This window comes from Roseicyclus persicicus (assembly GCF_012395815.1).
Taxonomy (GTDB): domain Bacteria; phylum Pseudomonadota; class Alphaproteobacteria; order Rhodobacterales; family Rhodobacteraceae; genus Roseicyclus; species Roseicyclus persicicus.
This window is the reverse complement of the sequence record NZ_JAAZQQ010000002.1, coordinates 166,167-180,211: the sequence shown is the minus strand read 5'-3', so window position 1 is coordinate 180,211 and position 14,045 is coordinate 166,167. Positions and strand designations below refer to the sequence as shown.

The following is a 14,045-nucleotide window of genomic DNA, read 5'->3' as shown; positions in this document are numbered from 1 at the left end:
GCGCGGCGCGGTCAAGCGCCCCCTCGCTGAACCGCGCGGAACCGGGTAGGACACACGAGTCAGCCCACCGCACCTGCACCCCGGACCCGACCATGCACATGCCGATGAGCCCCCGCCCAACCGTCGCCGGCCTGGACCCCGCCCGGATTGAGACCGTCCGCGCCCGCGAGGCCGCCCGCTTCACCGCCGCCCGCCCGAGGACGCAGGCCGCGCTGCAGGCCGGGGCCGCGCCCTGGCTGAACGGGGTGCCGATGCACTGGATGCGCGACTGGCCCTCGCCCTTCCCGCTGGTGGTGGCCGAGGCCAAGGGCGCGCGGCTGACCGACATCGACGGGCATGTGCTGGACGATTTCTGCCTCGGCGACACCGGGTCGATGTTCGGCCACGCGCCGCCCGCCGTCGCCCGGGCGATCCGCGCACAGGCGGGCCGCGGGCTGACCTACATGCTGCCGTCCGAGGCCGCGCTGAAGGCCGGCGCGCTGATGACCGAGCGCTTCGGCCCCTTCCTGTGGCAGGTGACGCTGAGTGCCACCGACGCCAACCGCCACGCGCTGCGCATCGCGCGCGCGATCACCGGGCGGCGCCGCGTGCTGGTGTTCAACGGCTGCTACCACGGCACGCTGGAGGACACGATGGTGGAGCTGTCGAACGGCCGCACCGTCCCGCGGCAGGGGCTGGTCGGGCAGGGCTTCGACCTGACCGAGGGCGCCGTCTGCGTCGAGTTCAACGACCTGGACGCGGTCGAGGCGGCGCTGGCGCAGGGCGATGTCGCCGCGATCCTGACCGAGCCGGTGATGACCAATTCCTGCATGGTCCTGCCCGAGCCGGGGTTCCTGGAGGGGCTGCGGGCGCTGGCGGACCGGCATGGCGCGCTTCTGATCATCGACGAGACGCACACGCAGTCCTCGGGCCTTGGCGGCTACACCCGCGTGCATGGGCTGAAGCCCGACCTCTTCGTCATCGGCAAATGCGTGGCCGGGGGGATGCCCACCGCGCTCTGGGGCATGACCGAGGCCGTCGCCGCCCGGTTCCGCGCCTACGACGCGGCCCGCGCGCCGGGCCATTCCGGCATGGGCACCACGCTGGCCGGCAACCCGATGCAGTTCGCCTGCCTCGCCGCGACGCTGGAGGAGGTGGCGACCGAGGCCGCCTTCGCCCGCATGGACGCCGGCGCCCAGCGGCTGGTCGACGGCCTGTCGCGCGCCATAGCCGCCGCCGGGCTGCCCTGGCACGCCATCCGCGTCGGCGCGCGGGTCGAATTCATCTGCGCCCCCGGGCCCCTGCGCAACGGGACCGAGGCCGCCGAGGCCCATCACCCGGTCGTCGAATCCGTGGTGCACCTGGGCCTTCTGAACCGCGGCTGCCTGATCGCGCCGTTCCACAACATGATGCTGGTGAGCCCCGTCACCACCCGCCGCCAGATCGACCGGCTGGTGGCGGCCTTCACCGACATCGTGACCGACCTCAAGGACGACAGCCGTGCCTGACACCTGCCCCTCGGGGGCCACCCCCGCCGAGGCCGAGACCTTCCTGGCCGCCCACCCCGAGATCCAGGCGGTGGATATCCTGCTGCACGATTCCAACGGCATCGCGCGCGGCAAGATCATCCGCCGGCACGAGCTGGCCGCGCTGTATCGCGGCGGGCGGCACCTGCCGATCTCGATCCTCGGGCTCGACGTGGTGGGCGAGGACGTGCACGAGACCGGCCTGATCTGGGACGCGGGCGACGGCGACCTGCGGGCCTGGCCGGTGCCGGGGTCGCTGGTGCCGCTGCACGGCACCGACCCCGCGCGGGCCGAGCTGTTCCTGTCGCAATACCACCTCGACGGCACGCCGATGCTGTCGGACCCGCGCCACGCGCTGACCCGGCAGGTCGCGGCGATGGCGGCGCACGACCTGCACCCGACCGCCGCCTTCGAGCTGGAGTTCTTCCTGCTCGACCCCGAGCGCGACGCGCAGGGCCAGGTGCAGCCCGCCCGCGACGTGCTGGACGGGCGCCACTCGGGCCGCACCGAGGTCTATTCCGTCGACCAGCTTATCGGGATGCAGCCGCTGTTCGACGACATCTACGCCGGCGCGGCCAAGGCGGGGATCACCGCCGAGACGCTGATCTCGGAATACGCGCCGGGGCAGTACGAGCTGACGCTGCGCCACCGCGACGACATCCTGCAGGCCGCCGACGACCTGGTGCGGCTGAAGCGCATCGTGCGGGCGCAGGCCCGGCGGCATGGCGTGGTGGCCTGCTTCATGGCCAAGCCGCTGGCCGATTACGCGGGCTCGGGGATGCACCTGCATGTCAGCCTGCGCGACGGCACGGGGCGCAACGCGCTGGCCGAGGCGCCGGGCGCGGGCTTCACCGACATGCTGCGCCACGCGATCGGCGGGACGCTCGCCACCATGGGAGAGACCATGCTGGTCTTCGCCCCCCACGCCAACAGCTGGCGCCGCTTCGCCGACCAGAGCTATGCGCCGGTGTCGCCGGTCTGGGGCGTGAACAACCGCTCGGTCGCGATCAGGGTGCCGGCGGGCGACCGCGCCGCGCGGCGGATCGAGCACCGCCCCTCGGGCGTCGACGCCAACCCCTACCTCGTCGCGGCGACGGTGCTGGCGGCCATGCGCAAGGGCATCGAGGAGCGCATCGACCCCGGCCCCGAGACCACCGGCAACGCCTACGAGGCCGGGCGCGACGCCGCGATCCCGCGCGACTGGGGCGCGGCCATCGCGGCGGCGCAGGGCTCGGCCTTCCTGAAGGACGCGCTGGGCGAGGAGATGCACCGCACCTTCACCGCGGTGAAGGCCGCGGAATACGCCCGGGTCGCCCGCACTATCCCGGACGTGGACTACGAGCTGTACCTGCACCGGGTCTGAGGGACGGCGACCCAGAGCAGGCGGCGGCGGGCGGTCACTGGTCCGCGCCGCGCCGCAGGACCAGCCGTTCCACCGTGTAGACCAGGATCGCGCCGCCGACCGCGCCCATCGCGGCGATGCCCAGAAGCACGATCACGTCGATCGGGCCGCCGATGTCGGACAGGTGGCTTTCCGTCATCACCAGCACGAACCACACCGCCAGAACGGCCCCCACCGGCATGAACAGCTGCGCGATCAGGAACTGCCGCATCCCGAGGCTGCGGTCGCGGACCAGCACGTAGAGCCAGGCCAGCGTCACCAGCACGGCGGCCGCCACCATGGCCCAGAACAGGCCGCGGCCGAAGATCTCCTCGAACACCGCGATCATCGTCTCGAAGGTCAGGTCTTTCATCGGGCATCCTCCTCAGGCGCGGCCGCGCAGCATGGCGTTGTAGGTGGCCTTGAGCGCCACCTCCTTCATCAGCCAGCTGATCCACAGCTCCTCCAGCGGCGCGATGATGCCGGGGAAGGACGGGACAAGGTTGTTGTTGTAGTCGAACTCCACCAGCATCGCCCGGCCGATCCGGGTGATCAGCGGGCAGGAGGTGTAGCCGTTGTAGGTCTCGGTGCCCTCGCGGCCCTCGATGGCGGCGACCAGGTGATCCTCGACCACCGGCACCTGCCACTTGACGCTGGCCGCCGTCTTGCCCTTGGGCACGCCGGCCACGTCGCCCACGGCCCAGATGTTGGGATAGCGGTTGTGGCGCAGCGTGGCGGGCTCGCAGTCGACCCAGCCCTGGTCGGTCCAGCGGTCGGCCCAGGCCAGGCCGGACTCCACCACGAAGGCGGGCGCGCGTTGCGGCGGGATGACGTGGAGGTAGTCGTAGTCCTCCTCGTGGGTGAAGCCGTCCTGGTCGACGAAGGTGGCGATGCGGGCCTCGGCGTCGATGGACCGGAGCGTCCGCTGCTGGGTGAAGCCGATGCCGCGGTCGCCGAACAGCATCCGCACCCGTTCCGACACGATCGGCACCCCGAACAGCGCGGTCTGCGGCGCCATATAGGCGATCTCGGCGTTGCCCCGGTTGCCGGCCCGGCGCAGGCGGTCGTCGATCAGGAAAGTGTGCTTGAGCGGCGCGCCGGCGCATTTCATCTCGGTCGCGGGGCGGGTGAAGACGCCGCGCCCGCCCTCCTCGACGAAGCGGGCCGCCGCGGCCCAGGTCCGGGCGGCATGGTCGGGCCCGGCATAAAGCGCGCCGATCCCGTTCTCGCCCACCATGTCGAGCGAGAAACCCTCGATCGCGTCGTGGTCGAGGATCAGGCCGGGCGCCACGATCAGGAAGTCGTAGCCGAGGCTCTGGCCGCCCCCGGTCGCCACGGTCTGCGCCTCGGGGTCGACGGCGGCCACCGGCTCGGCGATCAGGGTGACGCCCGCGGGCAGCCAGTCGGTTGTCCGCGAGACGACATAGGACGCTGGCTTGAGCCCCGCGGCGACCAGCGACAGGCCGGGCTGGTAGAGGTGCTCGGCCCGCGGGTCGATCAGGGTGATCTGCGCGCCCTCCAGCCGGCGCACCAGCCGGTTGGCCATCGCCGTGCCGGCGGCCCCCGCCCCGATGATGACGATGCGGGCATTGGTGGCGACGGCCTGCGCCCCGGCGTCGCGCGCGGGCAGGGCGGCGGCAGCGGCCCCGGTCGCGGCCAACGCCAGGAAGGCGCGGCGGCTGGTCTGGAAATCCTCGGTCATGGCACACTCCTGCGAACCTTGCGGGCGCAGGTTATGAACACCGTCAACAGCGCGACATGACGTGGATCAAACGGCCGTCGCACAGGGTGCGGGGCCGGCGAAAAAACCGGGCGCGCCGGGTCAGCCGCGGGCGGCACGGGTCAGCTGCACTTGGAGTAGCCGCAGCTGTTGCAGGTCAGGCAGCCCTCGGCCATGCGCATGTCGTACTGGCCGCAGTTCGGGCAGGCCGGCCCCGGCTTGTGCCCGAGGTTCACCACCTCGGCCTGCGGGTCCGATTTCAGGCCCATCCCCTCGCCGGCGATGAAGCCGATGGAGATCATGTGCCGCTCGATCACGCCGCCGATGGCCGCGAGGATCGAGGGGACATACTTGCCGTTCATCCAGGCCCCGCCGCGCGGGTCGAAGACGGCCTTGAGCTCCTCGACCACGAAGGACACGTCGCCGCCGCGCCGGAACACCGCCGAGATCATGCGCGTCAGGGCGACCGTCCAGGCGTAGTGCTCCATGTTCTTGGAGTTGATGAACACCTCGAAGGGCCGCCGGTGGCCGGCCAGCACGATGTCATTGATGGTGATGTAGAGCGCGTGCTCGCTGTCGGGCCACTTGAGCTTGTAGGTGTGGCCTTCGAGCGACTGCGGGCGGTCGAGCGGCTCGGACATGTAGATGACGTCGCCGTGGGGCCGGAGGGGTTCTGCGGCGGTCGTCGCCACGACTTCGGGGGCGGCAGCGTTGAGGAAGCCTTTAACCGATTTGCCGAAGAACGCGGCAATCTTGTGAGCGTTCTCTGCGCTGGTGCTCGACCCGCTCCTCTTCTTCAACTTGTCGAGCGTATGGTAATTTACGCCGGTCGCTTCGGCTACCTCGGCAACGCTCTTGCCAGTCTCGCTGAGGTGACGAGCGAAAGCCTCGCCAAAGCTGGGCGCAGCAGCCTTCCCATCCTCGGCCACACTCAACACGCTCCCCGTCACCGCGTTCGGGCGGTAGGTCGTGCAGCCCTTGCAGCCGGTGCGGTAGGCTTCGGCGTAGACGTCCTTGAAGTCCTCGAAGGAGATGTCGGCGGGCACGTTGATCGTCTTGGAGATCGACGAGTCGATCCAGGGCTGGGCGGCGGCCTGCATCCGCACATGGTCCATCGGCGCCAGCGTTTGGGCGGTCACGAACTGGTCGGGCAGGTCGGCGTCGCCCTCGATCTCGCGCCACATGGCGACGGCGTAGTCGACCACCTCCTCCTCGGTGCGGGTGCCGTCGGGTTGCAGGACCTTTCTTGTATAGGAATTGGCGAAGATCGGCTCGATCCCCGACGACACGTTGCCGGCGAACAGGCTGATCGTCCCGGTCGGCGCGATGGAGGTGAGGAGCGCGTTGCGCAGCCCGTGTTGCGCGATCAGCGCCTGCACCTCGGGCGACAGGCGGCGGATCATCGGCGCGTCGGCATAGGCCGCGGCGTCGTAGAGGGGGAAGGCCCCCTTTTCCGCCGCGATCAGGGCCGAGGCGCGGTAGGCGGCGTTGGCGATGGCCTCCATCCAATCCGCCGTCTGCGCCGCCGCCTCGGGCGAGCCGTAGCGCAGCCCGACCATGGCCAGCGCGTCGGCGAGGCCCGTCACGCCCAGCCCGATCCGCCGTTTCGCCTGCGCCTCCTGCGCCTGCTGCGGCAGGGGGAAGCGCGAGGCGTCGACCACGTTGTCCATCATCCGCACCGCGACGGCGACGAGGTCGTCCAGCCGCTCGGCCTCGATCCGGGCGGCGGGGGCAAAGGGGTCCTCGACCAGCCGCGACAGGTTGATGGAGCCCAGGAGGCACGCGCCGTAGGGCGGCAGGGGCTGCTCGCCGCAGGGGTTCGTGGCCGCGATGGTCTCGGCGTACTGGAGGTTGTTCTCTGCGTTGATGCGGTCGATGAAGATCACGCCGGGTTCGGCGTAGTCGTAGGTCGCCCGCATGATCCGGTTCCACAGGTCGCGCGCCTGCACGGTGCGGTAGACCTTGCCGTCGAAGACGAGGTCCCAGGGGCCATCGGCCTCGACCGCGGCCATGAAGGCGTCGGTCACCAGAACCGAGACGTTGAACATGCGCAGCCGCGCGGGGTCGGATTTCGCGGCGATGAAGGCCTCGATGTCGGGGTGGTCGCAGCGCAGCGTCGCCATCATCGCGCCGCGGCGGCTGCCCGCCGACATGATGGTGCGGCACATCGCGTCCCACACGTCCATGAAGGACAGCGGCCCCGAGGCGTCGGCCGCCACGCCGTGCACGGCGGCGCCCTTGGGCCGGATGGTGGAGAAATCGTAGCCGATCCCACCGCCCTGCTGCATGGTCAGGGCGGCCTCCTTCAGGTTGTCGAAGATGCCGCCCATGCTGTCGGGGATGGTGCCCATGACGAAGCAGTTGAACAGCGTCACCGACCGCCCGGTGCCCGCACCCGCGACGATGCGGCCGGCGGGCAGGTACCGGAAATCCTCGAGCGCGGCGTAGAAGCGGTTTTCCCACTCAGCGGTGTCCTGTTCCACCGAGGCCAGCGCGCGGGCGATGCGGCGCCAGGTGTCCTCGACCGTCTGGTCGATGGGCGTGCCGTCCGCCTGTTTCAGGCGGTACTTCATGTCCCAGATCTGCGCGGCGATGGGGGCGGCGAAACGGCTCATGCGGGGGGCTCCTGTCGGCAGACGGCCAAGATAACCTTTGTGGCCGGGGCGATCAACAGATTGCAGCGGATCGTGACAGCCCTACGATATGGGGTAGGGATTTCGGGATTCTGTGGAGCGATCTGTGGGTAAGCCGGGGACAATTCACCTGATCAAGCTCTGCGTCGGCGCCGAGCGGGTCGAGGACCTGACCGACTGGCAGGCGACGGCGCGGGCCAAGGGGCCGGACGGGCTGCCGCGGCATGTCACGCGGATGTGGCCCAAGCGTGCCGAAGAGGTGCTGGCGGGCGGCTCGCTCTATTGGGTGTTCAAGGGGCTGGTGCTGTGCCGCCAGCGCATCCTGCGGCTGGACGAGGTGGTGGGCGGCGACGGCATCCCGCGCTGCGGCATCGTGCTCGACCCCGCCGTGACGCGGGTGGCCGCGACGCCCAAGCGGCCGTTCCAGGGCTGGCGGTACCTGTCGCCCGAGGACGCCCCGCGCGACCTGCCGCAGGGCCGCGAGGAGGAGGAAACGCTGCCCCCCGCCCTGCAGACCGCGCTGGCCGAGATCGGGGTCCTCTGAACGCGAAACGCGCGACCCGGGGGGCCGCGCGTTTCCTCGTGTCAGGCTGCAGCCGAACTCAGAGCGAGTTGGCCAGCGCCGCGATGGCCGAGCGGTAATCGCCGCGCGCCGTGCGGGTGTTGGAGTTGAGCGGTTCGGACGAGCCGCCACCCAGCGGGATGGTCACGCCGATCGCGAAACGGTCGATATCCGGGTCGAGCGGGATCGGGCCGAGGTCGATCGTGGTGTGCGAGTACTCGAGGTTCAGCGTCATCGGGGTGCCCATCGAGGCGAGGTCGTAGGCGACGCCGATGGTCATGCCCGTGGCGTCGAAGTCGCCGAGCGGGCCGAGGCCGATGTCGAGCATCCCGACCGAGCCGTAGGCCGACAGGCCGTTGCCGAAGTCGTAGTCGGCGCCCACCGAGATGGCCGTGAGGTCAAGGTCGGTGCCGCCAGCGTCGATGTCGGTGCGGATCACGCTGCCGAAGACCGCCAACTGGCTGTTGATGTCGTAGGACATCGCGATGCCGTAGTCCATGATGTCGATGCCGCTCGGCAGGCCCGGATCGCTGTCGGAGGTGCCGATGAAGCCCTCGACCCAGAGCGGGCCGTGCTCGTAGCCGCCGAAGACACCGTAGCTTTCGGTGTCGACGCCCAGCGCGATCGGGAGCGGCGCGAGCGACAGGTCGAGATCGCCCATGCGGTAGTAGACACCGACGTAGGCGCCGTTGCCGAAGTGGTAGGCCGGCTCGATGGCGAGGCCGATCAGGTCGATGTCGAGGTCCAGCGCGCCGCCGGCGATGTCGAGCGAGCCCGTCGACATGCTGAAGTCCAGCCCGACGGTGAAGGCATCGCTGAAGGCGATGTCGGTGACGACGTCGATCGACAGGGCGTCAAGATCGACGCCCACGGGCAGGCCCCCGATCGAGGAGGACGAATACCCCAGCGTCAGCGTGCCCGAGAAACCGGGGCCGGTCTGGGCCTGCGCCGCCAGCGGCAGCGCCACGAGCGCGGCCCCCGACAGCAGGATGGTACGAAGGTGAGACATGGCAGACTCCATAAATTTCGGCGCGGAACCGAGCGGCGTGGAACAAAGTAAACGCCCTCGTCACCCCATTTCAAAGTCGGGAATACCTCCAGACGCAGGGGGCACCCGCCTAAGAATTAAGCAGTAATGAATCCCGCGGAACGTGTCTATCCGTTGCGATTTACAATTATTCCGCGTCGCAAATCGGCAACAGGTCAGACAGTCGTTCTGACAAGCCGGCGTGACAGGTCGTCCATCGCGCGCCGTTCGGCCGCGCCCCAGGTCGCGCCGCGGGCGCGGAACAGGGTGGCCTCCGAGCGGTGGATCACCCCGTCATCGAGGATCTTCAGGTGGTTGGCGCGCAGCGTCTCGCCCGAGGAGGTGATGTCGGCGATGGCCTCGGCGGTGCCGTGCGCCACGGTGCCCTCGGTCGCGCCCTGGCTGTCGACCAGCTGGTAGTCGGCCACGCCCGCGTCGCGCAGGAATTCCCGCACCAGGCGGTGATACTTGGTCGCGATGCGCAGGCGGAACCCGTGGCGCCGCCGGAACGCCGCCGCGACGGCGTCGAGGTCGTCCAGCGTGGCGACGTCGATCCACAGCCGCGGCACCGCGATCACCAGGTCGGCGTGGCCGAAGCCCATCGGCGCCACCACCTCGACCGCCTGGTCCCAGGCCGGGATGCGCTCGCGCACCAGGTCCGAGCCGGTGACGCCCAGGTGGATGCGCCCCGCGGCCAGTTCGCGCGGGATCTCGCCTGCCGACAGCAGCATCAGTTCCACGTCGGCGCCGTCGACGGTGGCCGCGTATTCCCGCTCGGACCCGCTGCGGCGCATCTCGAGGCCCCGCTCGGCGAACCAGGCGAAGGTCTTGTCCATCAGCCGCCCCTTGGACGGCACGCCCAGCCGGATCGTCATGGCCGCGCCTCCGCCTTGAGCCGGGACACCAGCTCGGGCCGGATCACGCCGCCCACGGCCGGGATCTCGCGCCCGCCGCCCAGGTGGCGGGTCATCGCGTCGTAGCGCCCGCCGGTCGCCACCGGCGGCAGGTCGGGCCGGCCCGGTGCGAGGAAGCCGAAGACGAAGCCGTCGTAGTATTCCATCGTGGTGCGGCCGAAGCTGGCCTCGAAGGGCAGCTCGCCCACGTCGATGCCGGCGGCGATCAGCGCCTCGATGCGGGCGGCAAAGCGGTCGACCGCGGGGGCCAGCCCCGGCAGGTCGACGCAGACGTCGCACAGCATCTCGTAGGCGTCGGGCAGCGCGGCCTTGAGCGACAGGATCACGCCCAGCACCTCGGCCTCGGCCGCGCCGATCGGCGGCGCCGCGCCGTCGGCGACCAGCGCGGCCAGCCGTTCGGCCACCTCCTGCGCAGAACGCAGCCCGATCTCGGGCCCGGCCTCGGCGATCAGGGCGCCGGCACCCTGGGCCTGCATGGCGCGGATCAGCTGGGCCCGGGCGGGCGGCAGGGCCACGCGGCCGGTGTAGCGGTCGAGCAGCGCCCGGAACCGCCGCGGGCGCCAGATGTGGCGGCGGAGCGCGGCCTTGCGCGCGTCGGTCGTCGACAGCGTGTCGACCGCGGCCATCAGGATGCCCATGTCGCCCGTCACCGCGCGCAGGCCCAGCGGCGCCAGCGCCTGCGCGAACAGGGCAAAGACCTCGGCATCGGCGCGGGTCGGGTCGGCGCGGTCGAAGACCTCGTAGCCGACCTGGATGTATTCCGACGGCCGCCCCGACCCCGCGGCCTGGGTGCGGAACACCTCGCCCATGTAGGTGTAGCGCGCGGGCTCGGCACCGCCGGCCATGTGCATCTGCACCACCGGCACGGTGAAGTCGGGGCGCAGCATCAACTCGCCCCGGTCGGGGTCGTGGGTGACGTAGGCGCGCGCGCGGATGTCCTCGCCGTAGAGGTCGAGCAGCGTGTCGGCGGGCAACAGGAGATCCGCCTCGACGGGCACGGCACCCGCCGCCTCGAAGAAGGCCAGAAGCGCCGCCGCCTCGGCCCGGAGGGCGGATTTGGGCGTCACCTGTGCCGGTCCAGGAGCTTGCGGACTTCTGCTACAAGATCGGCCAGCGGCACCTCGACCTGCGCGGGCTGGGATTTCCATTCCTCGAGCGTCGCCTCCTGCGCGAGCTTGGCGCCGAGGATCAGGTCCTTGAGCTGCACCACGCCGCGGGCGGCCTCGTCCGAGCCCTGGATGACGGCCACGGGGCTGGCCCGTTTGTCGGCGTATTTCAGCTGGTTGCCGAAGTTCTTGGGGTTGCCGAGGTAGACCTCGGCGCGCAGGCCGGCGGCGCGCAGATCGGCCGCCATGCGCTGGTAGTCGGCCATGCGGTCGCGGTCCATCACGGTGACGACCACCGGGCCCTGCGCGTCGCCGCCCATCCGCCCCTTGGCGCGCAGCGCGGCGAGCAGCCGGTCGACGCCGATGGACACGCCGGTGGCCGGCACCTCCTGCCCGGTGAAGCGTTTCACGAGGTCGTCGTAGCGCCCGCCGCCGGCGACGGAGCCGAACTGCCGCGGGCGGCCGTCGTCGCCGAGGATCTCGAAGGTCAGCTCGGCCTCGTAGACCGGGCCGGTGTAGTAGCCGAGGCCCCGGACGACGGAGGGGTCGATGACGATGCGGTCGGGGCCGTAGCCGGCGGCGGCGAGGAGAGAGGCGATGGTTTCGAGTTCCTGAACGCCCTCGGTGCCGACCGACGAGCCGGCCACCAGCTCGCGCAGCCGGGCGACCGTCGCGGCGCCGCTGTCGCGCCGGGCGGCCATGAAGCCCATCACCACGTCGGCCTGCGCGTCCGAGAGCCCCGCGCCTTCGGTGAAGTCGCCGCTCTCGTCCTTGCGGCCCTTGCCCAGCAGGGCGCGCACGCCGTCCTCGCCCAGCCGGTCGAGCTTGTCGATGGCGCGGAGCACGATGCCGCGGGCGTGCTCCTTGTCGTCGCCCGCCAGCCCCGCGACCTCCATCACGCCGTTCAGCACCTTGCGGTTGTTGACCCGCACGATGTAGTCGCCGCGGTCGATCCCCACGGCCTCCAGCGCGTCGGCCAGCATGCCGCAGATCTCGGCGTCGGCGGCGACCGAGGCCGCGCCGACCGTGTCCGCATCGCATTGATAGAACTGGCGGAACCGGCCCGGGCCGGGCTTCTCGTTGCGCCAGACGGGGCCCATGGTGAAGCGGCGGTAGGGGTTGGGCAGGTCGTTGCGGTACTGCGCCGCGACGCGGGCCAAGGGCGCCGTCATGTCGTAGCGGAGTGCGAGCCAGCTGCCGCCCTCGCCCTCCTCCTCAGCCCAAGCGAAGACGCCCGCGTTGGGGCGGTCGACATCGGGGAGGTACTTGCCCAGCGCCTCGACGGTTTCCACGGCCGAGGTTTCCAGCGGGTCGAAGCCGTGGCGGCGGTAGACCTCGGCGATCCTGGCGAGCATCTCCTGGCGCTCGGTCACCTCGGCGCCGAAATAGTCGCGGAAGCCCTTGGGCGTTTCGGCCTTGGGGCGGGGCTGCTTGCGGTCTTTCGCCATCGGTCGGGGCCTCGGGTCTGGTCGCGCCCCCTCTAGCGGAGGGGGGCGCGGTCGGCAAGGCGGAGGCGCGGGAGACCGTGCACCGGGCGTGCACATGCTGTACACAGCCTGTGCAGACGAGGCGGAGGGGCGGATGACGGACCGGACGGCGCTGGAGGAACGGATCGCCTACCTGGAGCGGGTGGCAGAGGACCTTTCGGAGGTGGTGGCCCGGCAGGACGCGGAGCTGGCGCGGCTGACGCGGCGGGTGGAGATGCTGCTGGCGCGCGAGGCCGAGCGCGAGGTGGAGGGGGGCGGGACGATCCCGCTGGCCGACCAGCGGCCGCCGCATTGGTGAGGGGCGCGGCTGGGGGGCCAGCCCACGATCCGGGGCTCCGCCCGTTCGCGCCTCGATCGCTCCACCGGAGCGATCGCCGGTCAGGGACCGGACCGGCGCTCACCCCCCGGAGTATTTCGGAAGCAAAGATGAGGGGGGGCGCGTTAACCTTAAACGGGGGTTACGCGGCCAGGGCGGCGCGGGGCGCGCGCGGGCGGGAGCGCAGCAGGATCGCCACCATGATCGCCACGTTCAGCGCGTTGAAGGCGATGCCGTTGAGGAAAGCCCAGCGGTAGGAGCCGGTGAGGTCGTAGATCAGCCCCGAGAGCCAGCCGCCCAGCGCCATGCCGACGATGGTGGCCATGATGACGAAGCCGACCCGTGCGCCGGCCTCGCGGGCGGGGAGGTATTCGCGGACGATGATGGCGTAGCTCGGCACGATGCCGCCCTGGCTGAGGCCGAAGACGAGGCTGACGAGGTAGAGCGAGGTGAGGCCCGTGGTCGGCAGGTAGAGCGCCAGCGCCAGCATCTGCAGGGTCGAGCCGATGAGGAGGGTCATGACGCCCCCGAGCCTGTCGGCCAGGAGGCCCGAGACGAGGCGCGAGGCGACGCCGCCCATCAGCATCAGGCTGAGCATCTCGGCGCCCACGGCGGGGCCGTAGCCGAGGTCGGTGCAGTAGGCGACGATGTGGACCTGCGGCATCGACATCGCCACGCAGCAGCCGATGCCGGCGGCGGCGAGGAGCCAGGTGAGCGCGCGGGGCGACAGGCCAGCGGTGCGGGCCTTGAGGGTGGCGGCGGCCTCGGAGGCCATGAGCGCGCTGTCGGGGAGCGGTTTGCGCAGGAGCCAGGTGGCGGGCAGCATGACGAGGAGCGTCGTCGCGGCGATCACGAGGTAGGCGGTGCGCCAGCCGGGGCCGGCGAGGATGTCGGCCAGGATCAGCGGCCAGATCGCGCCCGACAGGTAGTTGCCGCTGGCGATGATGGCGACCGCGATGCCGCGGCGGCGCAGGAACCACTGCGAGACGTCGGCGATGAGGGGGCCGAAGCTGGTGGCGGTGCCGAAGCCGATCAGGAGCTGCAGCGCGGACAGCGTCAGGATGTTGGGCGCGAAGGCCGCCGCCGCGTAGCCCGCCGCCATGAGGACGGCGGAGGCGGCCAGCGACCACGCCACGCCGAAGCGGTCGACCGCGCGGCCGATCAGGAAGTTGCCGAGCGCGAAGCCGACCATGGTGAGCGTGTAGGGGATCGCGGCGTCGGCGCGGTCGGTGCCGAATTCGGCCTGCACGGCGGGCAGGATCACGATGATCGCCCACATGCCGACGTTCCCGATCAGCGAGATCAGGAGCGAGAGCCCGAGGCGGGCCCAGGAGGCGCGGCTGTCGAGGACGGTCATGGGCGGCGACGGTAGGCCCGGGCCGGGCGGATGGGAA

12 protein-coding genes are annotated in these 14,045 nt (G+C 71.1%); 4 read left to right on the top strand and 8 right to left on the bottom strand.

Annotation, left to right across the window (positions count from 1 at the left end; genetic code table 11):
* The first annotated feature begins 104 nt into the window (after positions 1 to 104).
* The gene (locus HCU73_RS06070; protein ID WP_239025468.1) at positions 105 to 1,487 is read left to right on the top strand and encodes an aspartate aminotransferase family protein; all 1,383 of its coding nucleotides are present in this window, start codon (positions 105 to 107) and stop codon (positions 1,485 to 1,487) included.
* The gene (locus tag HCU73_RS06065) at positions 1,480 to 2,868 is read left to right on the top strand and encodes a type I glutamate--ammonia ligase (RefSeq protein WP_168622539.1); all 1,389 of its coding nucleotides are present in this window, start codon (positions 1,480 to 1,482) and stop codon (positions 2,866 to 2,868) included. Before HCU73_RS06070 ends, HCU73_RS06065 begins: the two co-directional genes overlap by 8 nt.
* Before the next feature lie 34 nt (positions 2,869 to 2,902).
* Here the strand turns inward: HCU73_RS06065 and HCU73_RS06060 are convergent, their stop codons facing one another.
* The 3 genes from HCU73_RS06060 to HCU73_RS06050 form a co-directional block, all read right to left on the bottom strand.
* Positions 2,903 to 3,259 (bottom strand): DUF5368 domain-containing protein, encoded by a 357-nt coding sequence (locus tag HCU73_RS06060; protein ID WP_168622538.1) that lies wholly within the window; start codon positions 3,257 to 3,259, stop codon positions 2,903 to 2,905.
* 12 nt (positions 3,260 to 3,271) lie between these two features.
* Positions 3,272 to 4,588: an NAD(P)/FAD-dependent oxidoreductase gene (locus tag HCU73_RS06055; RefSeq protein ID WP_168622537.1), complete on the bottom strand. Its 1,317-nt coding sequence runs from the start codon at positions 4,586 to 4,588 to the stop codon at positions 3,272 to 3,274.
* Positions 4,589 to 4,728: 140 nt separating this feature from the next.
* Positions 4,729 to 7,221: an adenosylcobalamin-dependent ribonucleoside-diphosphate reductase gene (locus HCU73_RS06050; RefSeq protein WP_168622536.1), complete on the bottom strand. Its 2,493-nt coding sequence runs from the start codon at positions 7,219 to 7,221 to the stop codon at positions 4,729 to 4,731.
* A 124-nt stretch (positions 7,222 to 7,345) separates the two neighbouring features.
* On the opposite strand from HCU73_RS06050, the gene HCU73_RS06045 reads away from it, so the two are divergent.
* Entirely contained in the window at positions 7,346 to 7,783 is a 438-nt protein-coding gene (locus HCU73_RS06045) for a DUF1489 family protein (RefSeq protein WP_338052000.1), read from the top strand.
* Positions 7,784 to 7,841: 58 nt separating this feature from the next.
* Here HCU73_RS06045 and HCU73_RS06040 read toward each other — a convergent pair whose 3' ends face one another.
* From HCU73_RS06040 to hisS, 4 genes are all read right to left on the bottom strand, one after another.
* Positions 7,842 to 8,810: a porin gene (locus HCU73_RS06040; protein WP_168622535.1), complete on the bottom strand. Its 969-nt coding sequence runs from the start codon at positions 8,808 to 8,810 to the stop codon at positions 7,842 to 7,844.
* 194 nt (positions 8,811 to 9,004) lie between these two features.
* The gene (hisG, locus tag HCU73_RS06035; RefSeq protein ID WP_168622534.1) at positions 9,005 to 9,703 is read right to left on the bottom strand and encodes an ATP phosphoribosyltransferase; all 699 of its coding nucleotides are present in this window, start codon (positions 9,701 to 9,703) and stop codon (positions 9,005 to 9,007) included.
* Positions 9,700 to 10,809: an ATP phosphoribosyltransferase regulatory subunit gene (locus tag HCU73_RS06030; protein WP_338051999.1), complete on the bottom strand. Its 1,110-nt coding sequence runs from the start codon at positions 10,807 to 10,809 to the stop codon at positions 9,700 to 9,702. The genes hisG and HCU73_RS06030 overlap by 4 nt, the downstream gene beginning before the upstream one ends.
* Positions 10,806 to 12,296 (bottom strand): histidine--tRNA ligase, encoded by a 1,491-nt coding sequence (hisS, locus tag HCU73_RS06025; RefSeq protein ID WP_168622532.1) that lies wholly within the window; start codon positions 12,294 to 12,296, stop codon positions 10,806 to 10,808. The genes HCU73_RS06030 and hisS overlap by 4 nt, the downstream gene beginning before the upstream one ends.
* A gap of 133 nt (positions 12,297 to 12,429) precedes the next feature.
* Here hisS and HCU73_RS06020 point away from each other — a divergent pair, with 133 nt between their 5' ends.
* The gene (locus tag HCU73_RS06020; protein WP_168622531.1) at positions 12,430 to 12,633 is read left to right on the top strand and encodes a SlyX family protein; all 204 of its coding nucleotides are present in this window, start codon (positions 12,430 to 12,432) and stop codon (positions 12,631 to 12,633) included.
* Between the two features lie 160 nt (positions 12,634 to 12,793).
* On the opposite strand, the gene HCU73_RS06015 is transcribed toward HCU73_RS06020, so the two are convergent.
* Positions 12,794 to 14,008 (bottom strand): MFS transporter, encoded by a 1,215-nt coding sequence (locus HCU73_RS06015; RefSeq protein ID WP_168622530.1) that lies wholly within the window; start codon positions 14,006 to 14,008, stop codon positions 12,794 to 12,796.
* Positions 14,009 to 14,045 lie beyond the last annotated feature (37 nt).